We start from the raw sequence: 25,224 nt of genomic DNA on the forward strand, positions 1-25,224 counted from the left end.
ATGACTACACGCACTCCAATGATTGAAATGCGCAGTGTTAGCAAACACTTCGGCAGCGTTATTGCCATCAGTGATATCTCGATGCAGGTCTATTCCGGTGAGGTTATGTGCCTGCTGGGGGATAACGGTGCTGGCAAGTCAACGTTGATTAAAACCCTTTCCGGTGTTCACCAGCCCACCCATGGCGAGATGCTACTGGATGGCAAGCCCGCTCGTTTCAAGTCCCCGGCTTACGCACTCGACGCCGGTATCGCGACAGTTTTCCAGGATTTGGCGATGGTGCCGTTGATGTCGATTACCCGTAACTTCTTTATGGGCCGCGAACCGACGGTGGGGTGGGGGCCTTTAAAGCGGATTGATTGGAAATATGCCGACCGGGTTGCCAAAGAGGAAATGGCTAAAATCGGTATTGATGTGCGCGATCCAAGCCAGCCGGTGGGCACGCTTTCTGGCGGGGAGCGCCAGTGTGTGGCGATTGCTCGTGCCGTCTATTTTGGCGCCAAGGTGCTGATTCTTGATGAACCTACGTCAGCGCTTGGGGTTAAGCAGGCCTCTGTCGTACTGCGTTACATTGCTAAAGCCTGCGCGGATGGCCTGGCGGTCATCTTTATTACCCACAATGTTCACCATGCTTACCCAGTGGCCGATGCGTTCACCTTATTGTCACGCGGCGGCAGTTTGGGCTCATTCCGCAAAGAAGAAGTCAGCCGCGAAGAAGTGCTCAACATGATGGCGGGTGGCGCTGAGCTTGAAAGCCTGGATGCAGAGCTTGCGGAATTCCAGCGTGACGATAAAGCCAAGAAGGCCAACTTAGCCGAACAAGACACTCAACCATCGGATGAAACAAGCAGCACTGAACCCCCTTCACCGCGAACGGCGAGCGGCTATTAAGGAGCCATGATGAATAAACCTAGCCCATCATCCCCGTTCACGCTGGCCGTTTGCGCTGAAATGGTGTTCCGCCACTTGCCTGTGTTGGAGCGTGTTAAGCGTATTTCTGAACTGGGCTTTCAAGTAGAGATATGGGACTGGACGAAGCACGACATTGGCGCCCTGGCCAACAGCGGGGCGACGTTTTCATCCATGACCGGCTATGTCACCGGCTCCCTGGCGGATGCAGCCGGGGCAGATGAACTGCTACGCACCGCCGCTGAGTCGGTTGAGATAGCAAAGCGCCTTGGCATTCCGCGCCTTAACCTTCACGGCACCGGGCTAGATGGTAATGGGTTGCCCGTTCAGCCTTGCCAGCAGATGACCGGCGCTATGTGGCTAAAAGCCTGTGACACACTCAATCGGTTGGCGGATCTCGGCGAGCAGCACGGTGTCACCTTTGTGCTTGAAAACCTCAATACCGACGTTGATCACCCAGGTGTGCCGTTTGCGCGCTTGGAAGATGTCCTAGCGCTGGTGGAGAGTGTCGATAGACCCAGCTTGCGCATTATGTTGGACGTTTATCACGCCCAAATTGGCGAAGGTAATTTGATCGAATTGATTCGCCGCTGCGGGCCGTACATTGGTGAAGTACAGGTGGCCGATGTGCCGGGGCGCTGCGAGCCGGGAACTGGCGAGATTAACTATCCAGCCATTGCCAACGCGCTGAACGACATAGGTTATCGCGGCACCGTGGGGTTGGAAGGCTGGGCCTCTGGGGATGACGACCTCGCGCTCGACCGATTCCGTGCCGCCTTCTCACTTTAAGCCACGGTTGATAAGCCTTATCGATTGCCAGCCAAGACGCTTTTATGCCCAGTGCCATCCTGTGACCAGTACCACGAATTTGTGACGTGGGGAGACATTTATGCTGAATAACAATAGTCAACACCGACCGCTTGACCTGATTTGTCTTGGACGCGTGGCGGTCGATCTTTACGCCGAGCAGATTGGCAGCCGTTTAGAAGACGTGGCCAGCTTTGCCAAGTACCTAGGCGGCAGCTCGGGGAATATGGCCTACGGCACTGCTCGTCTCGGGTTGAAATCCGCCATGCTCTCGCGAGTTGGCGACGAGCAGATGGGCAACTTCGTGCGCGAAGAGCTGGAGCGGGTGGGGGTGGATACCACCGCGCTACAAACCGACCCCGAGCGCCACACTGGCCTGGTGCTGCTAGCCTTAAAAGACCGCGAAAGTTTCCCGCTGCTGTTTTATCGCCGCGACTGCGCCGATATGGCCATCGACGCCGACGCCATCGACCCTGAATTTATCGCCCGGGCCAAGGCGCTGGCGATTACCGGCACGCATCTTTCTACCGATACCACCCGCCGAGCCTGCCGCAAGGCACTGGACGCTGCCGCCCATTATGGCGTGAAGCGGGTGCTGGATATCGACTACCGTCCCGTACTGTGGGGGCTGACTAACCCTGGCGATGGTGAAACCCGCTTTATCGCCGATGATAAAGTGACCACCGACCTGCAGCGCTGGTTGCCAGATTTTGATCTGATTGTAGGTACCGAAGAAGAGTTTCATATTGCCGGCGGCTGCACGGACACCTTAGCGGCTCTGCGCGCGGTACGTGAGGTTAGCGAAGCCACTCTGGTATGCAAGCTGGGGCCCATGGGCTGTGTGGTGTTTGAAGGCGCCATTCCTGACCGTATTGAAGACGGCACTTTAGTCAAGGGCGTACAGGTCGAGGTGCTCAATGTGCTGGGTGCCGGAGATGCCTTTATGAGTGGCTTGCTACGCGGCTGGCTACGCAATGAACCCTGGCAAACCAGTGCGGGTTATGCCAACGCCTGTGGCGCGCTGGTGGTCTCCCGCCACGGCTGTGCCCCGGCCATGCCCACCGAAGACGAGTTATTTGATTATCTGGCGCGCCGCGACGCGGTATCCCGTCCGGATATCGATCAACGCCTTAATCATCTGCACCGGGTCACTACCCGAGTGCCTGCGCAGTGGCCTGAAGTGTTGGGTCTGGCATTTGATCACCGCCGCCAGCTCACCGATATGGCCCGCGAAGAGTATGCCGACAGCGCGCGACTGCCAGCACTTAAAAAACTCCTGGTCGCCGCCGCTGAAGAGGGCGCAAAGCTGGGCGGCATTACCACCCCTGCGATCCTGGTCGACGATGTGCTGGGTCAGGACGCGCTCAATCAAGCCAGTGGCAAAGGCTGGTGGATTGGTCGACCGGTGGAGCTTCCTGGCTCACGACCTTTGCGCTTCCAGCATGGCGATGATTTAGGTGCCTGCCTGCGCAACTGGCCTAGAGAGCAGATCATTAAATGTCTGGTGTTCTATCATCCCGACGATGAACTCTCGCTGCGCCTGGAGCAGGAGGAGCGTCTGCGTCAGCTCTACCAGGCGGCCTGTGCTTATGGGCTGGAGCTGCTGATTGAAGTCATTCCGCCCGCCGACATGCCCAATGACGACACCACCTTGCCGCGCAGCCTTCAGCGGCTCTACAACCTGGGTATTCGCCCAGACTGGTGGAAGCTACCTGCCATGTCAGACGCTGCCTGGAAGGCGGTAGGTGAAACCATTGAGCGTGAAGATGTCTACTGCCGTGGGGTCGTACTGCTTGGGCTCGACGCCCCCATGGACGACATGAAGCGCGGCTTTGAAGCAGCGGCCAATCATGCCTGCTGTAAAGGCTTCACCGTTGGGCGCACGCTATTTGCCAGCGCGAGTCGTGATTGGCTAGCCGGGCGTATCGACGATGCCCGCTTGGTAGAGCGGGTCGCCCAGAACTATGCCGAGCTAATAAAGGCGTGGCGGCAATTAAGGCAGGCGCAGCCGCAAACGCTGTCTCACACGGAGGAGGCGTAAAATGAGCACCATTCGACTCACCATGGCCCAGGCGTTGGTCAAGTACCTTGCTGCACAACGTATAGAGGTGGATGGCCAAGAAGTGGCGCTGTTTGAAGGCGTGTTTGCGATTTTTGGTCATGGCAATGTGGCCGGAATGGGTGAAGCGCTCTACCACGTGCAAGACACGCTTCCGACCTTTCGCGCTCACAACGAACAGGCCATGGCCCACGCGGCGATTGCCTTTGCCAAAGCCAATAATCGCCAGCGCTTAATGGCCGCGACCAGCTCGATAGGCCCGGGGGCGACCAATATGGTCACCGCCGCAGCGCTCGCCCACGCCAACCGACTGCCAATTTTGCTGCTACCGGGGGACACCTTCGCCACCCGCGAACCCGACCCGGTACTCCAGCAGGTGGAGCATTTCGGCGACCCGACCATTAGCGTTAACGACTGTTTTCGCCCGGTGTCGCGCTATTTCGACCGTATTAACCGCCCCGAGCAGCTGCTGACCAGTTTGCCCCAGGCGCTTGCCACCCTGCTTGACCCGGAGCATTGCGGCCCTGCGACCCTGGCGCTGCCCCAGGATGTGCAAACCTTTGCCTACGATTACCCAGAGGCCTTTTTTGCCCCCAAGGTACATCGCATTCGCCGTCCGCCGCCGGATTTTTATGAGCTACGCCAAGCAGTCGCCGCGCTACAACAGGCCAAACGCCCGCTGATTATCACCGGTGGCGGCGTGCATTACGCCTCTGCCTGTGACGCTTTGGCCGAGTTTGCCAAAGCACGGGGCATCCCGGTAGCTGAAACCCAGGCGGGGAAAGGCGCACTGGCCGATAGCCACCCTTGCGCGGTAGGTGCCATTGGGGTGACCGGTAGCGCAGCCGCCAACCAGTTGGCGGAGCAGGCGGATGTCATTTTGGCGGTGGGCACGCGGCTGCAGGACTTTACCACCGGCTCCCGGGCGCTGTTTGAAGGCAGCGAAAAAACGCTGATCGCCCTCAACGTTGGCCGCTTCGACAGCCTGAAGCATCAAGCGCTGCCGCTAAGCTGCGACGCCTTGGTCGGGCTTGGCCAACTCGACGCGGCGCTGGGCGAATGGCGCGGCAGCGATGAATGGCGCGAGCAGACCGGCACGCTCAAGCGCGAGTGGGTCGAAATCGTGCACAACGTGACCGCCGACCAAGGGCTGGCGCTGCCCACTGATGCCCAGGTGATCGGCGCCGTCAATCGCCAGGCAGGCAACGATACCACCGTAGTATGTGCCGCCGGTGGCTTGCCCGGCGAGCTACATAAGCTCTGGCAATGCTCCGGCCCCGGCAGCTACCACGTGGAGTACGGTTTCTCCTGCATGGGCTATGAAATTGCGGGCGGGCTGGGTGTCAAGATGGCCAAGCCCGACAACGAAGTGGTGGTGATGGTGGGCGATGGTAGCTACCTGATGCACAACTCGGAGCTGGCAACCTCGGTGATGCTGGGCCACAAGCTGATTGTGGTGGTGTTGGATAACCGCGGCTATGGCTGCATCAACCGCTTGCAGCAGGCCACAGGCGGCGCGGGGTTCAACAACCTTCTGCAAGATTGCCGCACTGTGGAGGCCGGCGCTCCCAAAACCGATTTTGCCGCTCACGCCAAAGCGTTGGGTTGTGAGTCTGAATCGGTGACCGGTATTGCGGAATTGGAGCAGGCGCTGGTGCGTGCTCGCAGCGCCACCTCGACCTATGTGATTGCCCTGGACACCGACCCGTTACCCAGCACCCAAGAAGGCGGCGCCTGGTGGGAGGTGGCCGTGCCCGAGGTTTCCGAGCGTGAAGCCGTCAATAAAGCCTATCAAGGGTACCGCAAAGCCAAGCAGCGCCAACGCCATTAATACCAACAAACATAATCACAAGGAATACGCTATGCCAACGGTTACTTTAGGCATCAACCCGCTCACCTGGACGAACGACGACTTGCCCAGCCTGGGCGGCGCAACACCACTGGAAACCTGCTTGCAAGAGGGCCGCGAAGCGGGGTTTAGCGGCTTCGAGTTGGGCAATAAATTTCCCCGCACCCCCGACGCCTTGAATCAGGTGCTGAGTGCCCACGACTTGGCGCTTGTGTCGGGCTGGTATTCCGCGCAGTTGCTGGAGCGCACGCCTGAAGAAGAGATTGACGCCATTCAGGATCACATGAACCTGCTCAAGGAATGCGGTGCGAAGGTAATGGTGCTGTGTGAAGTCACCCACTGTGTGCACGGCGCTCAGGAGCGACCGCTCTCCCAGCGTCCGCACCTTTCCGAGCAAGAGTGGCAGCGACTGCTGCATGGCCTGGAGGTAGTGGGCGACTACCTGAAATCCCAGGGTATTCAACTGGTGTATCACCACCACCTGGGCACGGTGATCGAAAGCCAGGCCGACGTTGAACGCTTAATGGACAACACTGGCGAAGGCGTGGGGCTGCTGCTTGATTTTGGTCATTTGCGAGGTGCTGGCGGTGACCCTCTCGCCGTCGCCAAACGCTACAGCCAACGTATCCATCATGTGCACTGCAAAGATCTGCGCTTCCCAGTGCTGGACGCGGTACGCAACCGCGACAAAAGCTTTTTAAACGGCGTGTTAGACGGCCTGTTTACGGTGCCGGGGGATGGCAATGTGGATTTCCTGCCCGCCTTAACCCACCTGTGCGAACAGGGCTACCAGGGGTGGTTAGTGGTTGAAGCCGAACAAGACCCGGAAGTCGCTCACCCGCTGACTTACGCCCGCCTGGGTTATCGCAACTTACGCCAACTTGCCGAGCAGGCAGGCTTCGACGTTGCTGACGCCACTAATTAATCAGGAGCTCGTATGAAGACGCTATCCCACTATCTCAATGGTCAGCTCTCCGCGGGTCAGAGCCAACGTACTGCGCCGGTCTATAATCCGGCCACCGGTGAGCAGAGCGCACAAGTAGTGCTCGCCACCGCTGACGAAACCCGCGAAGCGGTGCGCATCGCCGACGAGGCCTTTGCCGACTGGTCAAAAACCTCGCCGCTAAAGCGTTCGCGTATCCTGTTTAAGTTTAAAGCGCTGGTTGAGGAGCGTACCGATGAGCTGGCGCGGCTGATTTCCAGCGAGCACGGCAAGGTATTTTCAGATGCCAAAGGCGAAGTGACCCGGGGCCTGGAAGTGGTCGAATTTGCCTGCGGCATTCCCCACCTTCAGAAGGGCGAGCACTCCATGAACGTCGGCACCGGCGTTGATAGTTACTCGATGATGCAGCCGCTGGGCGTGTGCGCCGGTATCTCGCCGTTCAACTTCCCCGCCATGGTACCCATGTGGATGTTCCCCATTGCTCTGGCCTGCGGCAACACCTTCGTCATGAAACCTTCGGAGAAAGACCCCTCTACGCCGCTGCGCTTAGCTGAGCTACTTAAAGAAGCGGGCCTACCGGATGGCGTCTTTAATGTCGTCAATGGTGATAAAGAAGCGGTGGATGTACTGCTTACTGATGAGCGTGTTCAAGCGGTTAGCTTTGTGGGCTCTACCCCAATTGCCGAGTACATCTACGCTACCGCATCAGCCCATGGCAAGCGTGTTCAGGCCCTGGGCGGGGCCAAAAACCATATGGTGATCATGCCCGATGCGGATCTCGATCAGGCCGTGGGTGCCCTGATGGGGGCGGCCTATGGCTCGGCAGGCGAGCGCTGCATGGCGATTTCGGTGGCCGTACCCGTTGGCGAAGAGACCGCCAACCGTCTGCGCGAAAAACTGGTGGTCGAACTTGATAAGCTGACAGTCGGGCCTGGCCTGGTCGATGGCCCGGATAACGATATGGGGCCGCTGATCACCCGCGAGCACCGCGAAAAAGTGGCGGGTTATATCCAAACCGGCGTGGATGAAGGCGCAGAGTTAGTGGTCGACGGTCGCCAGACCACGATTGACGGCGCAGGCGATGGCTACTTTATCGGCGGCAGTCTGTTTGACCATGTCACGCCCAGCATGCGTATTCACTCCGAAGAGATCTTCGGCCCAGTGCTGGCGATTGCTCGCGTGGCCAGCTTCGACGAAGCGGTCAGCATGATCAATGCCCATGAATACGGCAATGGCACAGCGATCTTTACCCGCGATGGCGATGCGGCGCGCCAGTACTGCGAGCAGATCCAGGTCGGCATGGTCGGCGTTAACGTACCGATTCCGGTGCCCATGGCGTTCCACAGCTTCGGCGGCTGGAAGCGCTCGCTGTTTGGCCCGTTGCATATGCACGGCCCGGACGGCGTGCGTTTCTATACCCGTATGAAAACCATCACCCAGCGCTGGCCCAGCGGCATTCGTGAAGAGACCAACCACTTCACCATGCCGACCATGTAAACAGTCTACGGGGCACGCCACCATTCAACGCCGGGCCCAGCCCGGCGTTACTGTTTTCAAACAGGGATAATCACAATGAAAACCCTCAAGATTGGCCTAATCGGCACCGGTTTTATGGGCAAAGCCCACGCCATTGCTTTTAATGCGGCGTCCAGCGTTTTTGAACTGCCCGCTAAACCCGTTTGCGAACTGCTGGCGGATGTCGACCTCGCCACGGCAGAGAGCCGAGCGCGGGCCTGGGGATTTGCCCGCGCCACCGGCGATTGGCGCGCCCTGGTGGCCGACAGTGACGTGGACGTGGTGGATATCTGCGCGCCCAATTTCCTGCATAAAGAGATGGCACTGGCCGCCATTGCGGCGGGCAAGCATGTTTACGCTGAAAAGCCGCTGGCGCTGAGCACGGCAGACGCCGACGAGATTGTCGCCGCGGCTGAAAAGGCGGGTGTCAAAACCCTGGTGGGCTTTAACTACATTCGCAATTCCGCCACCCAGCTGGCCCGCCAGATTGTTGCCAGCGGTGAAATTGGTGAGCTGATTCATTTTCGTGGACGGCACAACGAGGATTACCTGCTCGACCCGGAAAAGCCCCACGATTGGCATACCAAGCGGGCGACCGCAGGCGCCGGTGCGTTAGGCGATGTGGGCTCGCATATTCTCAATATGGCCGAGTTTTTAACCGGGCAGCGCATTACCGAGGTTTGCGGCCAACTACAAACCGTCATTCCCATGCGCCCCACGGCCGACGGCAACGGTATGGCGGCGGTAGAGAACGATGATCAAGCCCAGGCCATGCTGCGTTTTGATCAGGAGTTAATCGGTAATATCGAAACTTCACGGGTGGCAGCTGGCCGCAAGATGGGCTTGGCCTACACGCTAACGGGCACCAAGGGTGCCATTGTGTTTGATCAGGAGCGCATGAGCGAGCTGCAGCTATATCGTCACGGCGATGCCCACGGCAGGCGCGGGTTCACCACCCTGTTAGCGGGCCCCGAACACCCCGACTATGCGGCGTTCAGCCCCGCCCCAGGGCACGGCCTGGGCTATAACGATCAAAAGATTATCGAGGTGCGTGATCTGGTGGAGGGCATCATCAACGACCGCCCCCTCTATCCAGACTTCCGCGAAGCCGCGCGGGTTAATCGGCTTATTGAGGCCATCGAAGCATCAGATCGGATGGGGCAGTGGGTGACGGTCTCGTAGTTGCTTCTGCCTTGAGCGCCTGGGCTTTTCAATAAACGCCCAGGCGCCTGACGGGAGAAAAAAGTCACAGAATAATCAGCGTCGCGAGCCCAAGGAATGATAAAAAGCCGACCACATCGGTCACGGTCGTCAAGATTACCGCACCGGATAACGCGGGGTCGATCTGGAGCTTTTTCAACACCATGGGAATGAGTACGCCGGATAAGTTGGCGAGACTCATATTGATAAAGATGGCCAGGGTGATCACCAGTGTGATCATGGCGTCGCCAAACCAGAGATGGGCAATCAAGCCGACCACTAATGCCCAAACCAAGCCGTTACTCATACCCACCCACATCTCTTTGTTATACAGCCAGCGGACGTTGTTGCCCGCCAGTTGGCCCAGCGCCAGGCCGCGTATAACCACGGTGAGGGTTTGACTACCCGCAATACCCCCCATGCTCGCCACCACCGGCATCAAAATGGCCAGGGCTACAATTTGATCTAATGCCGCTTCAAATTGACCAATAACGAAGGCGGCTAAAAAAGCCGTTAACAGATTAATACCCAGCCAAATGCCGCGACTTTTCGCACTGCGTAAAACGGGCGTGAAGACTTCCTCTTCGTTACTGACGCCGGACATATGCTTTAGCGTCATGTCAGCGTCGTCTTGGGTGATTTCAAGTACGTCGGCGGCGTTTAGCTGGCCTACCAATAACCCATCGCTATCGCACACGGGCACAAAGTGCAGCTCTTTAGAACGCAATAACGCCGCCGCATCACTGACTTTCATTTGATCATTTAGGGTGAAAAAGTCATCCATATAATCATCAACCATCGCATCTTGTGGTTGCTTGATTAAATCAATCAGGGTCAAAGTGCCGAGTAAGCGTTTGTCTTTATCCGTAATCATGATCTGCTGCGACTCATCGTCGAGCAGATGGTGAATGCGGATATAGCGCTGTACGGCCTCTAACGACACGCCCTGTTTTACATTGACCGTCTCGGGATCCATGTAACGGCCAACCACGTCATCTTCATAGGCGTGAAGATTCTCAACCTGGGCGCGGATCTCTTGCTCTAGGCTAGCGTAGACGCTGGTTTTTATGGCTTCATCAGCAACATCTAAAACTTCAGCAACTTCTTGAGCATCCAAGCCTTTAACAATTTCTTCTACATCGCTGGCCGATAAGTCTTCGATGTAGTCAGCGCGGATGTCTTCGTCAACTTCGGCGAGAACCTCGCCGATAAAATCGTCGGGAACATACTCCCAAAGGAAATCTCGCGTTTTAGCCGGGAAGGACTCCAGTGTTCGCGCGATGTCTAAAATATCGAGTTCAGAGAAATACGCTTTTAGTGCCGTTGTGTCTGGATCATCTAGCAGATTTTGAAGGTGGAGTAGCTGCTCTTCGGAATTGGTGTATTTTTCATCATCGCGCATAGAGTCCGTCCTTGTTGGAAGCTAAGTGTTAAAGAAGTGCAAACTCCTGGTGGCTCGCTTTATGAATGTTATAGACAGGTATGGTTGAACGCCACGCGAACACCATAGGCCATGCGCTGCTGGGCAGAAACGGGCGGTATGTCGGTGCCAATCATCTCATCATCGGCGTCGGCCCAGGTGAGCGTGCCGTGGGTGAAATTTAGCGGCGCCGGGTATTGGACAAGTTCGTCAAGGGGGAGATGAGTGGGGAGGGTTGAAGACATGGCGTATCCTCATGAGTGAACATCTTATACGCCAAGACTATAGGGTGTGCATTATGTGTACAGCAGTAACCGTCTGATCGGCGTTATTGAGGCGCTGGATCAGACGGTTCGAGGTGGGTGTTTTATTCCTTATCCATTTCTAAACAGGAAACTATAGGCATTTAGCGCGGCGACGCCGCCTAGGTGGGCGTAGAGCACCTTGGAGCCTGCTGGGAATTCACCGTTGCGCACCATGTTGATCATACCGTGCATCGACTTGCCTTCGTAAACGGGGTCGGTAAGTACCCCTTCCAGGCGGGCGCACAGGCGAATGGCTTCCAGCGTGCCTTCGTTGGGCAGGCCGTACTCGGGGCCGCCGTATCGGGTATCCAAAATGACATCGTCATCGCTAATACCGCCTTCCAATTCCACCAACTCAGCCGTATTGCGCGCGATGCGCAGGATCTGTTCACGGGTTTTCTCAGGCTTGGCAGAGGCATCAATGCCAATCACTCGCTGGGCGCGGCCATCGGCGGCAAACCCCACCACCATGCCCGCCTGGGTGCTGCCGGTGACCGAGCACACCACGATATAGTCGAATGTGAAGCCCAGCTCTTTCTCCTGCTGGCGCACCTCTTCGGCAAAGCCTACAAAGCCTAAACCGCCGTAAGGATGCTCGGAGCAGCCAGCGGGAATCGGGAAGGGCTTGCCGCCGCGCTGGCGCACATCCTCCATCGCCTGCTCCCAGCTGGGGCGAATGCCGATATCGAACCCCGCGTCATCCAAGCGCACATCGGCGCCCATGATGCGCGACATCTCGATATTGCCTACACGGTCATAGACTGCATCGGAGTAGTTGACCCAGTTCTCCTGCACCAGTACGCACTGCATGCCCAAGTGAGCGGCGACAGCAGCGACCTGCCGGGTCTGGTTCGACTGAATGCCGCCAATGGAGACCAGCGTATCGCAACCTTGCTCCAGCGCCTCAGGAATCAAGTACTCCAGCTTACGGGTCTTGTTGCCACCAAAGGCCAGGCCGCTGTTGCAGTCTTCACGCTTGGCGTAGAGCTCTACTTCACCGCCTAAATGTTCGCTTAGCCGTTTGAGCGGCGTAATGGGAGAGGGGCCAAAGGTGAGTGGGTAACGTGGGAAGCGTTCGAGGTTCATAGCAATCTCCAGCTTTAAAACATTGGGTGCGATATAGGGTGGCTAAAGTTGTTGTGAACAATTGGCGTGCTCTCTGCTATTTATAGTAAGTGTTAGCTATGATTTTTGTGTTGCAAAGTTGGCTGGTTTAAAGCAATAAAAGTTGCTAAGACATGTTTTTTGTGGGTTTAAATAGTGTTTATAGATGAATAAGGTAAATAATAGTGCGCTCAAAAACCTCCCGTTCACGCCCTGAGCCTGATGATCAGGCCGCTGAACTAGACCGAACAGATCGGCGTATCCTTAAACTGCTTCAGGACGATGCCATGCTCTCCAATGTGGCACTGGCAGAGCAGGTGAACTTGAGCCCGGCGGCGTGCTTACGCAGGGTGGAAAGGCTCAAGCGGGATGGGGTAATCAGCAGGGTGGTGGCCCATTTAGACCCGGAGCAGCTACAGGCAGGTATGGTGGTGTTGATTGGAGTCGTATTGGATCGCTCGACGCCGGAATCCTTCGCCGCCTTTGAGGAGGCGGCCCAGAAGGTGTCAGGCTGTATGGAGTGCCACGTGGTTACCGGGGAGTTTGACTATTTCATGTTGGTACGCACGCGGGACAGCCAAAGCTTCAACAGGCTGCACGCCGAACAACTGCTCTATCTACCCGGCGTGCGCCAGATCCGCTCGTTTATGGGGCTGCGACAGGTGGTCTCGACCCATAAGGTGCTGGTTTAGTCGTGTGTTAAGGCGAAGAGGAGGGCTCTGGCCGGGTGGCCAGCCAAACGGCAACCAGCATCAGGAGAACGATCACCCCCCAGCGTGTCCAGCCGGGGCCGAGTGACCAAGCAGTGATCAGCGCACTCAACGCTATCATGCTAACAGCCGCCAACTTAGCACGTCGGGGTATGGCGCGTTCTTGTTCCCAGGTAACCAGTAGCGGGCCGACATAGTGACGGGAGCGGATCCAGGCTTCAAAGCGCGGTGAGCCTTTGGAGGCACAGTAAACAGCCATTAGCATAAACACGGTGGTGGGCAGCAGGGGTAGAAAAATGCCTAATACACCGATGCTAAAACTCACCCCTGCCAGCATTACCCACATGAGGCTGATCAGTCTCATTCTTGCTCCCCAATTGGCACACGGTGATGCCTATATTGCCCGTTACGTATGGATAAGTATGGACTTATATGAGGGCTTTGCCACTCGATTCGTTGGCTGCTGAAAGGTGTCTTAAGGCGCCAGGGCAAGCAGGGGCTTGCCGTGGGTGCCGCCCTCAATGTGCTGCAGCTCGGCCGCGTAAATCTTCGCAATGGTCGCGGGGTTGAGCACTTGGTTGGGTAGGCCATGGTCAATACGCTGCCCTTGATTCAGCAGCCATACCCGGTCAGCGTAGGTGCTGGCGAGATTCAGGTCGTGAAGCACGCAAACAATGGCCATGTGGTGCTGCGTGGCCCAGCTGCGTAGTTGGCGCATCAGACGCTGCTGCTGGCCGATATCCAGTGCGCTGGTCGGTTCGTCCAGCAGTAAAATACCGCCCTCCTTGGCAGTGGGAGAACACCTTGAAAGTAGCTGGCAGGCGCCTCGGGCGATCATCACCCGCTGGCGTTCGCCGCCGGAAAGCGAGAGCACGCTGCGCTTGGCGAGGTGGGTTAAGTCCAGGTCATCCAGTAGCGCTCCCACCAGTGATTTGGCTGGGTTACTGCCTAGACTCACCAGCTCATCGGTTTGCCAGTCAAAACCGGGCAACTCTTGCTGGGCGACCAGCGCCCGCCGGTTGGCAAGCTCGGTGATGGGCCATGCGCGCAAGGGTTTGCCATCCAGATGTAGCTCGCCCTGTTCGGCGCTGCGAAAGCCCGACAGCATACTGAGCAGCGTGCTCTTGCCCGCACCGTTGGGGCCAACAATGGCAAGCAGCTCGCCGGGTCGAATCGTGCCGTCTAGTGGGGCGATAGCGGGAGTGTTAGTCAAACCAGCCTGATGGAGCGTTAGCATGCTCGGTTCCTGCGCATCAGTAGGTACAGGAAATAGGGGCCGCCGAGCAGGCTAGTCAGCAGACCCACGGGGATTTCTGCCGGGGCAGCGACGGTGCGAGCTAGCGTATCAGCAACGACCAGCAGCAACGCGCCGCCGAGCATTGAGGCGGGCAGCAGCAGCCGATGGCCAGGTCCTAACCAAAGCCGCAGGCAGTGGGGTACCAGCAGGCCCAAAAAGCCAATGACGCCGGTAAGCGCCACACAGATTCCTACTCCCAATGAGGTCGCGATCACCACCCGGCGTTTTAAATGGCTTGCATCCAGCCCCGCCGCATGCGCAGTCGCTTCGCCTAGCTGGAGCAGGTCGAGTTCACGAGCGCTACGCATTAACAGCCACAGGGCAGCGGCAATCAGTACCAGGGCGAGCGCCGTGGTGCGCCACAGGGCGTTAGTCAGCGTACCCATGCCCCATAAACTAAGCTGGCGTAGCTGCTCATCGCTGGCGATAAAGGCTAAAACCCCGCCGCCAGCCCCGGCTAGGGTGTTGATGGCCAAACCAGCCAGTAGCAGGGTCATGACCGCCGCACTGCCGCCGCCCTGGCGCTTGGCGATACCAAATCCGATCAAACAGACGCACAAAGCCCCCAGAAAGCCTGCCGCGAACTGACCGTAAAGGCTACCTGCGCCGCTGTCTTGAAAGAGCACGATCCACACTGCTACGAAAAGCCCGGCACCACTGGCAAGGCCGAGCAGGGTGGGATCGGCCAGCGGGTTACGAAACAGCCCCTGCATGGCGGCGCCGCTACCGGCAAGCATCGCCCCCACCGCTACACCCAGCAGTAAGCGCGGCAGGCGCAACTGCCACCAAACTTGCACACTGAACGGGTCTTCCTGGCCGCGGAGTACTTCCCAGGGCGAGATACCCAGCGCGCCAGAGGCGGCCGCCCAGACTAAGGCCAGCAACAGCGCAGCGGTTAATCCTGCGAGCACGCGGGTTGTGCGGTTAACTGGAATCAGCATGCGATAGCGGTAGGCATTAAGTAGTGCAATCATGGGCTTATCAGAGCAGTGGCGGTTATGCCTAATAGCGCTTCGACGTCCTGACGCAAGGTGAGCAATTGATCAGGGGCACGAGGGCCAAAGCCCAGCAGCGCTTGGTCGTTAATCACGATAAATTGCCGTGCGCGGCCTGCGGGTGTTAACGCCATGCCGGGCAGTTGCCATAGCGCCGCTTCACCGCCCATTGCCGCCAAGCCCCGTTCCGAGACAACCACAATCTCCGGTGCCTGCCGAGCCAGGGCTTCGGCGCCCACGCTGTGGTAGCCCTGCATCTCGGCGAAGGCATTTGCTAGGCCCACCGCTTCGAGCGCGGTATGCGCTGCCGTGTCGCTGCCTGCCGCCCGGGGTGTTAAGCCGCTATGCTGCATGATAAACATGGCGCGAGTGGGGGGTAGAGCGGGCAGGCTAGCTAGCCGGTCAAGTTTGGCGTTCAACGCATTTGCCAAGGCCTCTGCCGCGTCGCGTCGGTCAGTTACTTGTCCGACGGCGCGGACTTTATCGGCAATCGCATTAAGGGTGGGCGGGGCGCTGATGAGCTCTACGCTGACACCGACAGCCCCCAACTGCTCAAGCACTTCCTTGGGGCCTGCGTGCCCGGCGGCTAACACCTGGTCAGGTTTAACCGACAGGATGCTTTCAGCGGAGAGCTGGCGCAGATAACCCACCGAGGGCAGCGCCGCCATAGCCGTTGGATACACCACCGTGTCATCCCGAGCAATGACATTAATGTCGGCCTCCAGGGCGGCAACGGTTTCAGCGATATCGCCGCCCAGCACCACCCAACGCTCGTCAGCATGGGCCAAAGGTGTGCCAGCCAGTAGCCAGCCCAATACAGCTATCCCCAACAATCGCGTCTTTATATAGTAGGAGGTCATGCCACCGCCTCTTGGCTGCCGAGTTCACCCAGTAGTTGCCGCCACTCGCGACGTTCCACGCGGCCTTCCTGACGCTCCGCGTAAAGTTGCAGCACTAACGAACCTTCGGCATCGAAGGCCTCAATGCTGGTCACGCCGCCGTCGCGGTTGGGTTTGCTGACTTGCCACACTTGGTCGATAGCGGTGTCATTCAGGTGCAGGGTGAACTGCTCGCCAAACAAGTTGAGCCAGCCGCGTGCGCGTTGCGGGGTGGGTAATTTACCGGTGCGGATTTGCACGCAGCCGGGGCTGGCGACAAACAGCATCAACGGCAGCGCGCGGAGGCTGGCGTACTGAAGCGCTGTTTCCAGCGCCTGCACAGGCAGCGAGCGGGTATAGCGGCCTTCCATCAGTTGGTTGGCCTCAATGCGCTCCAGGTGATGACGCTGGAGGAGGGCAAAGAACTGGTGCACGTCGCGCATCGCGCCCCACTCGCTAGCGAGGGTTGGCGCTTCGGGCAGCGGGCGCTTTAGGCGGGGCATGCTCTGGGTAAACGCTGGCGTGTCCCGAGTGCCCAAGGCCGCTAAGGCCCCCCAGGGGCGCGGCAGCGGGTTCTCCAGGGCAAAGCATTTGTGAACGGCACAGCCATGCTGGTTGAATATCTGTAGGCTCCAGCGCCACTGCGCTTCTTCCACGCTGGTGTCAGGCATAGGATCACGAATCAGGCAGGCCCAGTGCCAGTGAGTGTAGAGCAAGCGGAGATCCAGGCCACCTGGGTCGAGTAACAGGCCTGTTTGTGGTCCGCCGCCAAGTTCAGGGTAATCGCCGGTTTGCTCTAACACGGCCAGCCGGGAGCGAGTCAACGCCTTCACCCACCCCAGTTGGGGCAGGTAGGCGGCGACATCGCTGGGCGAGAGCGGCAGCGTCCAAACGTCGCGCCCTAACCGGGCGGCCTGCAGCTCGCCTTCGCTGATCGATAAGCGCTCGGCAATCTCAATCGCAGGTAGCCGCGGCTGCGCGCAGCGTGCCGCGTCAAAGGCTTCGATAATCGCGATCTGTTGGGATGGAATCATGATGCACCTCTATCGGGTTGACTGTATGGATTTACCACTGCCAGTTAAGGGTGGCGAAAAGACTGCGCCCATCGCCCAGACTGCCGTCGGGGCGGTACCATACCTTGTCGCCAACATTGGCAAGGCGCAGCGAGGTATCCACGGCCGGGGTGAGTTGCCAGGCGAGATGCACATCGTGTAGGCCGTAACCGGGAAGGCGCTCGTCATCGCCCTGCTTATCGAAAGATTGGGCAAAGCGTGCTTGCCAGCCCAGGCGGATATCGCTGCTGTACAGCGCCACCTCGCTACCCAGGGTGGCTTCCAGGGGTGTTTGACTGCCTAGGGGCTCGCCAGAATCACGGTCTTTGCCGGAGACTTCCGAAAGACCCACAAAGCTGGTGAGTAGCGGGAAAGCGCTGGGCTGCCAGGTCACCCGGGCGTCATAGCCCCATAGCTGGGCGCGCTGAACGTTCACCGCCTGGGTGGTGCCCGCCATGATGTCGACGTGGGTGTCGATAAAATCGTCGGCGCGGGTGTCGAAGTAGCTGGCACGAACCTGCCAGTCGCCCTGATGCCAGACCACGCCGCTTTCCCAGGTGTGGCTGGATTCAGGCGAGAGGTTGGGATTGGGAATCCAGTAATTGTCCGGCGTGCAGAAGGCTGGCCCGGCGCAGAAACCGGCAAAGTGGCGCTCGTTGGCGTAAAGCTCAGAAAGGCTGGGGGCTCGGAAGGCTTCGGCGTAGCCGGAGAACAGCATCAGGGCATCGTCGGGTCGCCAAGCGAGGCGAAAACGCGGTGACACTTGGTCGTGGACACTATCGGCTTCATTACCGCTGGCGTCGTAACGGTCGTAGCGGGCTCCCAAGCCAATATCAAACTGCCCAGCCCCACCATCGGCTAGATAGCTGCCAGCGGTAAGGGTGGTGTCGAGATAGGCGGCCTGGGTGTCGATATCGGCGTTGGGGAAGCCATTCGCTTCGCCATCTGGCCGTTGGCGTGCTTGCTCCAATTCGGCGCCGAACACCAGTGTTTGCGAGAGCCAGCCGTGATCCATAGTGTGGAAGCCGTCGCTCTGAAGACCGACCCGCTCTAGGGTGCGGTTGGCCTGGGGCTCGTCGATATCCTGCTGACTAAAGGTAAGCTGCGAAGTGACTTCGGTGGCAGCGCTGGGTTGCCAGCGGTGGCCCAACTGGACGTTGTTGCTTTCCACATCGCGGTCATGCAGCGGATTGCTGGCATCGGTGGAAAGCTGCTGTGGGTTGGCGGGCTGGGTGGCGCGTTCGTCGTAGTGCTGCCAGCTCATAAACAGCCGCTGGTCGTCGCTTGGCTCCCAACCACCTTTTAGCAGCAGGCTATTGAGCGTGGCATCCTCTTCGGCTTCATCGCCCCCGGCGCGGCGAATATCGCCGGATTCACTCCGGCCAATTGAAAACAGGCCATCCACCCGGCCATTGGCGGTATCGCGGCGGCCAAAGGCGGTTAGGCTGCCGCGCAGTTCGTCGCTGGCCGTCGCACCGCCTACGGAAAGGCGTACACCACTATCTTTGCCGGGGGCCAGCAGGTCATTGGCATCCACACTGGTGAAACTAACCACGCCGCCCATGGCATTGCTGCCGTAAAGGCTGGAGAGTGCGCCGCGCGCTATCTGTACTTCTTGAATCAAACCAGGGTCGAGGAAGAAGTTGCCGATGTGGCCGGTGGAGATATCCTGGCGAACGCCATCCAAACGTACCAGCACCCCTTTGCTGCCAAAGCCGCGCATACTCAACGTTTGGCCATTTCGGCGCCCTTGACCCGCCACGTGCAGGCCGGGTTGGCGGCTAAGCACGTCTTCGACCCGGCTGGCGGTGGTCAGCACAGCATCATCGCGATCAATAACATCGATAATTAGCGGCGCCTGTGAAAGATCCGTAGGCGCTCGGGTGCCGGTGACCGTCACTGGATTAAGCTCGGCGTCGTCTGCTTGGGCGGCTAGCAGTGGGAGCAGCGTTAAATAGAGGCCACCAAAAGTGCGTGTGTGGTTCATGAGCCAGAGAGTTCCAACAGGGATAAGTAGAAGAGGTCGCTGGCTGGGTGCGATGGGCTACCTGGCTGGCTTTGCTATATAAATTTTTAATTTAATTAGGTGCTTAGATGTTAAGGACGTTAGGCGTTAAGGATTAACTTACCGCTTTTAGTACGTCGCAATACATAGCGGCGCTGTTCATGGTGAATAACCAACTGGCCTGAGCTGCCAAGTAATTCTTGGCTATCCACCTCGCGGGGCGTCGAGGCCGACGTATCTCCCTGACCAGTGCCCTTTGCGGGTAACTGCATGAGAGAGCAACTCCTATGTTAATGATAACTATTAGCGTTAATTTAGCAGAGTTGCAGACATCCCTCAATAGGTTTGGGGAGTAAAGGTGGCTAGCATTCGACCGTTCTTCATCTAAATGCAGGCGCTCCGTCATCTTGCTGTCATTTAGCTTCTTTAGTGTCTCCTAACGTTTAATCGTTGGCCTACAAACGATCAGGGGGAGACCATAATGAGTAAAGAGATCGAAGACCATCGCCTGTTTAACCACAGCGGCAACCAACCTTTTGCCGAAGTATTGGCGCGCCATGTGTCACGGCGCGACGTGATGCGCGGTGGTTTGAGCATGGCGGCTGCCTCAATGCTTAGCTTTGGCGGTGCTGCTCAAGCGCTTGCCTCAAGCGGCGCGCAAAAAACACCCCTGACGCTGGCGTTTGAGGCGATTCATGGGTCACTCACCGATGCCGTGGTGGTGCCGGAAGGTTATGTGGCCCAAGTCTTGGTGCCGTGGGGCACGCCGCTTAACCAAAATGTTACCTGGCAGCCCGAACAGCCGATGACTGCGGAGCGTCAGGCGGAGAGTGTGGGCATGCATCATGACGGTATGGCCGGTTTTTCCCTGGATGCTGACAACGCCTCACGTCGATTTATACTGGCCCTCAATAACGAATATATCGATCAAGATGCACTATGGGCACCTCAGGGCGGCCCCACCAATGCTGAAGCGGGTAAGCGGCCAGCAGAGGAGTCGCGCACCGAAATCAACGCTCACGGTGTCACCGTTGTCGAGGTCGAAAAGGACGCCAGCGGCCAATGGGCGCATGTGCCGGGGTCGCGCTATAACCGCCGCTTCACCAGCGCGACGGTGATGGAGCTTTCCGGGCCCGTGGCAAGCAGTGACTACGTCAAAACGCGCTTTTCGCCTGAGGGCAACCAAACCCGTGGTACCAACAATAACTGTGGTCACGGGGTAACGCCCTGGGGAACCTATATTGCCTGTGAAGAGAACTGGCCAAACGTCTTTGTTCATACTGGCGAGCGCTTCCAGGACGACGCGCGCATCGGTATTCCCACTGAACGCGGCCGCTATGCCTGGGAAACCTCGGCGGGTGACGCTTCAGAGCAGAACGATGAGTTTGCCCGCTTCGATATTACCCCCCGCGGCGAGCGCGCCGAGGATGACTACCGTAACGAAGCGCGTACCTTCGGCTATCAGGTAGAAGTCGATCCTTACAGCGATGCCCTTGCGGTTAAGCGTACGGCACTTGGGCGTTTCCGCCATGAAGGGTGCTGGTTAGGCAAGCTGGAAGCCGGTCAGCCAGTGGTTTACTACTCGGGGCACGATTCCCGAAACGAGTACGTATATAAATACGTCTCCGATGCCGCCTGGGATCCCGCCGATGCCAATCGTCCCGGTGAGCACTATGACCGTCTTGCCATCGGCAGCAAGTATTTGGATAACGGCACCCTCTATGTGGCCCGTTTTCACGCCGATGGCAGTGGTAAGTGGCTGCCGCTGACACCTGCTGCGCAATCACAGGACGGCCGAACGCTGGCAGCGGCCTTAGGCCTGGCTGAGGACGATTTAGCCGGTGTGATTATCAATACCTGCGACGCGGCAGACTTAATGGGCGCCACGCCGATGGATCGTCCCGAATGGGCGACCGTTGATCCGGCTTCGGGGGATGTTTACCTCACCTTAACCAACAACACGCAACGCACAGGTGAAGAAACAGCACCGACTTATACCAACGGTGGCGATAGCTTGGAGCAGGTGGGGGTAGGTTACGACTTGGCACCCACTAATGCGGCTAATCCACGTGCCAATAACGAGGCTGGGCACATTATCCGCTGGCGCGAAAGCCGCTTACCGAATGCCTTTACCTGGGAGGTATTTGTGTTTGGCGCGGCGGTTGACGATGCTGATAACCACTCGGGCTTAACCGCAATGAACCAGTTTGCCAGCCCCGATGGGCTTTGGTTTGACGAGCGCGATGATGGTCAGGGCATTCTCTGGATTCAGACCGATAATGGTTATGACGGCATCACGGAGTACACCAACGACCAGCTGCTCGCGGTGGTACCTAATGGTCTTGACGATATCCAGGGTACCGGCCCGGTGATTAACAATAGCAATCAGCAGCAGCTCAAGCGCTTTGCGGTGGGGCCGAACGGCTGTGAAGTCACCGGCATATTTGCCACGCCGGATAAAACCGCGCTGTTTATTAACATTCAGCATCCGGGTAACTGGCCCGCCGATGGTAGCGAGCTTGTGCAAGACGCCACCGTTGCAGCTAATGGTCAAGTACGTCCTCGGGCATCGACCGTTGTGATTCAGAAACGCGACGGCGGGCCGATTGGGGTTTAAAAATACCAAGCGTTCTTAAGGGTTTCATTAAAAGCTTCGACCTCTCCCGGGTTCGAAGCTTTTTAATTCTAGGCTGGGTGAGCCTGACGCTTTTTCTGTCGGGCTTCTAACGCCTGAATGGCATCGACCCTTAATGGCAGCTGGCTAGCCCAGCGAATATCTTCGCGGCTATGACCCATATCCCGCAGTAATTGGTCGTCGCAGGCCAGTAGCGGCACTATATGGCGACGGAAAAGCCAACGCCGCCTGCAGTGCCACCAGCCCATATCGACCGCGCGAATTAGCCTCATCGACGGCATGGCAGGCATGCAAAAATGTAGTTGGGGTGGCTTGGGTGGCGGCGCCAAACGGCTAGCTTTTTCCCAGGCGTGATGGGCATGTTGGGTTGGAACTTCAGACTTCATTGCGCACCTCCATTTCACATCAGCTGTGCAGTCAACGGCGCCAGAACGCCAACTGGGCAGCTGTGATCTGTGATGAATAAGTGGGAGGGTCGCGACCTCTGGTTATCAGCTTGGCGCTTAGCCTTGGATCAATCAAACGAAAAGAACTACGCTGAGGGTTAAGTTTTTCTGAAAGGTGGGCGTGATGAACCAACTGTCGACCATGGCTCCCAGCCGGGCTGCCTTACCGCTACTGGATAGCGAGGTGCTGCGCACCTTTGTGACGATTGCGGAGAGCGGTAGCTTCACCCGCGCCGCCCAGCAGCTATTTCGAACCCCTTCCGCGCTGAGCATGCAGATCAAACGCCTGGAAGAAACGCTCGGGCAAACGCTGTTTGTGCGCGAGGCACGTTACGTACGTTTGACTACCGAAGGTGAGGTCCTCCTGGGCTATGGACGGCGACTGCTTAAACTCAATGCGGAAGCCGTTACCCAATTTTTAGCCCCCACCATAGAAGGACGCGTGGGTTTGGGGATAACTGACGACGTGGTAGGGCGAATTCTGCCCACGGTGTTAGCTCAGTTCGCCCGCTCGCATCCAGCGGTGCAGGTCGATGTGGTGGTTGGGCGCAGCAAAGATTTGCTCGCCCAGCTGGACGAGGGGGAGCTGGATCTGGCCCTGGTGATGAGCTTAGAGCCTGGTCAGGCGGCGCGCGGCGACGTAGTCCATAGCGAACCGTTAGTATGGGCGGGCCGTGAGGATGGGGTTGCCGTTCAGCGAACGCCATTGCCGGTGACCTTGGCCCAACAGGGGTGCGCGTGGCGTAGGATCGCGCTCAACGCCCTTAATCATGCCGGGATTAATTACCGGATCGCTTACTCCTGCGACCACTGCGCCGGGCAGGAAGCCGCTATGCTGGCTGACTTGGCCGTGACGGCCTTCCCAAAAAGCTTGATTCGGCCGCCGCTCAAACGTCTTCATAACGATTCACTTCCACCGCTAGGTGATTATCAAGTGGCGCTGGTGAAGCGTGCAGGCAGTGGCGATGCCAGCGAGGTATTGGCTGAGCGGGTGGTAGAGGCATTTCGGGAGAGTTGAGCCCACGTCATGTCATCTGAAGAGGTTGCCAAGTCGGCTAACGGGGTGCTGCACTTAATTCGCTGTCACTTTCATAAGTTAGATTGGTTTCCCAGCTTTCACTACTAATGGCAATGGCTGCATGAATGCCTGCGCTATCGCCCGCTTTGAAGGCTTTATAGATCGCTTTGTGGTCTTTTAAGGCGGTTTCCGGCAGTGAGCGCATGGAGGTTTCCAGCGCGGCTTCAATTAGTTGCAGTAAGGTTTCACCAACGCGAATGGTCATGGGGTTATGGGTGCTATGCAGAATGGCGCGATGGAAGGCAATGTCATGTTGAGATGTTTGTGCTCCTAAGCGTATGGCTTCTTCCATTGCATCGATACTTTGCTGAATGCGCTGATGATCCTCTGCCGTTGCCCCGCTCATTGCTTGAAGGGTGTAAGCCGGTTCAAACATGCGGCGAAACTCCAGTACATCCTGTGTCATACCTCGCGCCAGGATCATCCCGAACGCCATTGGATCGACGAGCGGTGTGCCGGGTTCGCGGCGAATCATGGTGCCTTGGCCTCGTTTGACTTCGACAATCCCTATCGCCTGCAGCATCTTGATGGCTTCGCGCACACTGGATTTACCAATGCCCAGGGTGTGAGTGAGCTCCGTTTCTGAGGGTAGGTAATCCCCTGGCTTAAGATCGCCTCGTATTAGGGCGCTTTTAATACGCTCTAGCAGCTGCAGCGCAACTGAACTGCGATCCATCGAATCTCCAAAAGAGGTTGTACTGGTCGAGTTAATCTCGGGCTGGCGTTTAAAACTCATGTGGGCCTCGCGTGGCTCATCGGTGTTTTCTGCATTTTATCAATGTCCTAAGCCTAGCGGCTTAAGCCATTCGATTGCATATATTTAAAAGAAATATAGTTATGTTTCATTGGTTGGTGAGTCTGGCTTGCTAACAGGTTGTTCTTTAGTCTAGTCTGAAATCAGACATCTGATGTCTGTTGTTTGTTCAGAAAGATATAAAACACGAGAACCTGAATGACCAAAAAGCACATCGTGGTATTGACCACGGGCGGCACGATTGCCAGCAAGCCCAGTGACTCAGGGCGAAGCCAGTCAGGGGCTTTAAGCGGCGAGCAGTTGCTGGATCAGGTGGCACTGCCGAAGGGCGTCGACGTTACGTTAGAAGTGATATCGATCCTGCAGAAACCCAGCAATGCCGTCACCCTCGCCGATCTTGCTGAACTCCATTATCAAGGGCGGAAAGCATTGTTGCGGGCGGATGTGGACGGTCTGGTCATCACCCACGGTACCGATACCTTGGAAGAGACCGCTTATTTTTTATCGCTCACGCTGCCAGCGGATAAACCTTGTGTCATCACTGGTTCCCAACGGGCGCCTCATCAGTTAGGTACCGACGCCTTTAAAAATATCTGCGATGCCATTGTCGCGGCGGCCAGCCCTCAACTGAGTCAGCTTGGCTGTGTCGTGGTGTTCAACGAGTCACTGTTTGCTGCACGCCATGCCCGCAAGGTGAGCAGTTTCCAGTTGCATGGGTTTGACGCCCCTGGCGCTGGTCCGCTGGGGTATATCGACGGGCAACGGCTAAAGCTTTATCACGCGGCAACCGCGATTGAGCCCGCCATTGAAGGGTGGGCTACCCCGCTGCCTCGGGTCGATCTTTTGCCCGCCTATCTGGATGCCTCGCCAACACTGCTGAACGCCTGCGTGGAGAGTGGGGCGAAGGGGGTGGTGATCGATGGCTTAGGCCGGGGCCATGTGCCACCTAGCTGGATGAACGACATACGAACATTGGTTAGCGCCGGCGTCCCTATCGCGGTCGTAAGTAGTTGCGTTCAAGGACCGGTGAACACCAGCTATGAGTTTAGCGGCAGCCTGGCTGATTTAATGTCTGCTGGGGTGGTCGCGCTCAACGATATCAGCGCACGCAAGGCAAGGCTTGCCCTTGCCTTGCTGCTGAGTAGTACCCCGCGCGAAGCGCTGGGGGATGCGATGGAACGCTTGATGGCGTGAGCGGCCTCTCAACCTTGCTCAATATGCGGTAACAGGAAACTAAAAAAGCAATTCACCATAACTAAATAA

Annotated in this window: 22 protein-coding genes and 1 pseudogene; 11 read left to right on the plus strand and 12 right to left on the minus strand. The window is 57.8% G+C overall.

All coding sequences use genetic code 11. The features are described from left to right. The 7 genes from KO116_RS02880 to KO116_RS02910 all read left to right on the plus strand — a co-directional run bounded on the left by KO116_RS02880 (position 1) and on the right by KO116_RS02910 (position 9,264). Positions 1 to 891, plus strand: coding sequence for an ATP-binding cassette domain-containing protein (locus KO116_RS02880; RefSeq protein ID WP_035560681.1), 891 nt, complete (start codon positions 1 to 3; stop codon positions 889 to 891). A 9-nt stretch (positions 892 to 900) separates the two neighbouring features. Further along, the gene (locus KO116_RS02885; RefSeq protein ID WP_035560684.1) at positions 901 to 1,698 is read left to right on the plus strand and encodes a TIM barrel protein; all 798 of its coding nucleotides are present in this window, start codon (positions 901 to 903) and stop codon (positions 1,696 to 1,698) included. A gap of 100 nt (positions 1,699 to 1,798) precedes the next feature. Further along, positions 1,799 to 3,757, plus strand: coding sequence for a bifunctional 5-dehydro-2-deoxygluconokinase/5-dehydro-2-deoxyphosphogluconate aldolase (locus tag KO116_RS02890; RefSeq protein WP_035560686.1), 1,959 nt, complete (start codon positions 1,799 to 1,801; stop codon positions 3,755 to 3,757). 1 nt (position 3,758) lies between these two features. Then, positions 3,759 to 5,606 carry a 3D-(3,5/4)-trihydroxycyclohexane-1,2-dione acylhydrolase (decyclizing) gene (iolD, locus tag KO116_RS02895; protein ID WP_035560689.1) on the plus strand — a complete coding sequence of 616 codons (1,848 nt, stop codon included), beginning with the start codon at positions 3,759 to 3,761 and terminating at the stop codon, positions 5,604 to 5,606. Positions 5,607 to 5,637: 31 nt separating this feature from the next. Continuing rightward, positions 5,638 to 6,549, plus strand: coding sequence for a myo-inosose-2 dehydratase (gene iolE, locus KO116_RS02900; protein ID WP_035560693.1), 912 nt, complete (start codon positions 5,638 to 5,640; stop codon positions 6,547 to 6,549). A gap of 12 nt (positions 6,550 to 6,561) precedes the next feature. Beyond that, a complete protein-coding gene (locus KO116_RS02905) occupies positions 6,562 to 8,064 on the plus strand; it encodes a CoA-acylating methylmalonate-semialdehyde dehydrogenase (protein WP_035560696.1) in 1,503 nt (500 codons plus the stop codon). A 75-nt stretch (positions 8,065 to 8,139) separates the two neighbouring features. Then, positions 8,140 to 9,264, plus strand: coding sequence for a Gfo/Idh/MocA family protein (locus KO116_RS02910; protein WP_035560698.1), 1,125 nt, complete (start codon positions 8,140 to 8,142; stop codon positions 9,262 to 9,264). Positions 9,265 to 9,328: 64 nt separating this feature from the next. Here KO116_RS02910 and mgtE read toward each other — a convergent pair whose 3' ends face one another. From mgtE to KO116_RS02925, 3 genes are all read right to left on the minus strand, one after another. After that, positions 9,329 to 10,684, minus strand: a complete 1,356-nt coding sequence (mgtE, locus tag KO116_RS02915) for a magnesium transporter (RefSeq protein WP_035560701.1) — start codon at positions 10,682 to 10,684, stop codon at positions 9,329 to 9,331. Between the two features lie 68 nt (positions 10,685 to 10,752). Further along, positions 10,753 to 10,947 carry a hypothetical protein gene (locus tag KO116_RS02920; protein WP_035560704.1) on the minus strand — a complete coding sequence of 65 codons (195 nt, stop codon included), beginning with the start codon at positions 10,945 to 10,947 and terminating at the stop codon, positions 10,753 to 10,755. 129 nt (positions 10,948 to 11,076) lie between these two features. After that, positions 11,077 to 12,093, minus strand: a complete 1,017-nt coding sequence (locus KO116_RS02925; protein ID WP_035560707.1) for a 1-aminocyclopropane-1-carboxylate deaminase — start codon at positions 12,091 to 12,093, stop codon at positions 11,077 to 11,079. 203 nt (positions 12,094 to 12,296) lie between these two features. Between KO116_RS02925 and KO116_RS02930 the strand changes: the two genes are divergently transcribed. Continuing rightward, positions 12,297 to 12,803: an Lrp/AsnC family transcriptional regulator gene (locus KO116_RS02930; RefSeq protein ID WP_035560710.1), complete on the plus strand. Its 507-nt coding sequence runs from the start codon at positions 12,297 to 12,299 to the stop codon at positions 12,801 to 12,803. Between the two features lie 7 nt (positions 12,804 to 12,810). On the opposite strand, the gene KO116_RS02935 is transcribed toward KO116_RS02930, so the two are convergent. From KO116_RS02935 to hemP, 7 genes and pseudogenes are all read right to left on the minus strand, one after another. Beyond that, positions 12,811 to 13,185, minus strand: a complete 375-nt coding sequence (locus tag KO116_RS02935; protein ID WP_035560713.1) for a YbaN family protein — start codon at positions 13,183 to 13,185, stop codon at positions 12,811 to 12,813. A 111-nt stretch (positions 13,186 to 13,296) separates the two neighbouring features. After that, a pseudogene (locus KO116_RS02940) lies at positions 13,297 to 13,998 on the minus strand (ATP-binding cassette domain-containing protein); the annotation flags it as partial. A gap of 53 nt (positions 13,999 to 14,051) precedes the next feature. Then, the gene (locus tag KO116_RS02945) at positions 14,052 to 15,092 is read right to left on the minus strand and encodes a FecCD family ABC transporter permease (RefSeq protein WP_082072538.1); all 1,041 of its coding nucleotides are present in this window, start codon (positions 15,090 to 15,092) and stop codon (positions 14,052 to 14,054) included. Further along, a complete protein-coding gene (locus KO116_RS02950) occupies positions 15,089 to 15,973 on the minus strand; it encodes a heme/hemin ABC transporter substrate-binding protein (RefSeq protein ID WP_052703712.1) in 885 nt (294 codons plus the stop codon). Before KO116_RS02950 ends, KO116_RS02945 begins: the two co-directional genes overlap by 4 nt. Continuing rightward, positions 15,970 to 17,025: a ChuX/HutX family heme-like substrate-binding protein gene (locus tag KO116_RS02955; RefSeq protein WP_045812057.1), complete on the minus strand. Its 1,056-nt coding sequence runs from the start codon at positions 17,023 to 17,025 to the stop codon at positions 15,970 to 15,972. The genes KO116_RS02950 and KO116_RS02955 overlap by 4 nt, the downstream gene beginning before the upstream one ends. Before the next feature lie 31 nt (positions 17,026 to 17,056). Then, entirely contained in the window at positions 17,057 to 19,030 is a 1,974-nt protein-coding gene (locus KO116_RS02960) for a TonB-dependent receptor domain-containing protein (protein ID WP_035560720.1), read from the minus strand. Positions 19,031 to 19,149: 119 nt separating this feature from the next. Next, on the minus strand, positions 19,150 to 19,320 hold the full coding sequence (gene hemP / locus KO116_RS24475) for a hemin uptake protein HemP (RefSeq protein WP_082072539.1): 171 nt from the start codon (positions 19,318 to 19,320) through the stop codon (positions 19,150 to 19,152). 209 nt (positions 19,321 to 19,529) lie between these two features. Here hemP and KO116_RS02965 point away from each other — a divergent pair, with 209 nt between their 5' ends. Beyond that, positions 19,530 to 21,665, plus strand: coding sequence for a PhoX family protein (locus KO116_RS02965; RefSeq protein WP_035560722.1), 2,136 nt, complete (start codon positions 19,530 to 19,532; stop codon positions 21,663 to 21,665). A 68-nt stretch (positions 21,666 to 21,733) separates the two neighbouring features. On the opposite strand, the gene KO116_RS02970 is transcribed toward KO116_RS02965, so the two are convergent. Then, the gene (locus KO116_RS02970; RefSeq protein WP_035560725.1) at positions 21,734 to 22,069 is read right to left on the minus strand and encodes a hypothetical protein; all 336 of its coding nucleotides are present in this window, start codon (positions 22,067 to 22,069) and stop codon (positions 21,734 to 21,736) included. A gap of 184 nt (positions 22,070 to 22,253) precedes the next feature. Here KO116_RS02970 and KO116_RS02975 point away from each other — a divergent pair, with 184 nt between their 5' ends. After that, positions 22,254 to 23,147 carry a LysR substrate-binding domain-containing protein gene (locus KO116_RS02975; RefSeq protein WP_035560727.1) on the plus strand — a complete coding sequence of 298 codons (894 nt, stop codon included), beginning with the start codon at positions 22,254 to 22,256 and terminating at the stop codon, positions 23,145 to 23,147. A gap of 37 nt (positions 23,148 to 23,184) precedes the next feature. Here the strand turns inward: KO116_RS02975 and KO116_RS02980 are convergent, their stop codons facing one another. Then, positions 23,185 to 23,883: a FadR/GntR family transcriptional regulator gene (locus KO116_RS02980; RefSeq protein WP_235272493.1), complete on the minus strand. Its 699-nt coding sequence runs from the start codon at positions 23,881 to 23,883 to the stop codon at positions 23,185 to 23,187. A 276-nt stretch (positions 23,884 to 24,159) separates the two neighbouring features. Between KO116_RS02980 and KO116_RS02985 the strand changes: the two genes are divergently transcribed. Further along, positions 24,160 to 25,155 (plus strand): asparaginase, encoded by a 996-nt coding sequence (locus KO116_RS02985; RefSeq protein ID WP_035560732.1) that lies wholly within the window; start codon positions 24,160 to 24,162, stop codon positions 25,153 to 25,155. The last annotated feature ends 69 nt before the right edge of the window (positions 25,156 to 25,224 follow it).

Origin of the sequence: Halomonas sp. KO116 (genome assembly GCF_000734975.2) — a bacterium.
Lineage (GTDB): Bacteria > Pseudomonadota > Gammaproteobacteria > Pseudomonadales > Halomonadaceae > Vreelandella > Vreelandella glaciei.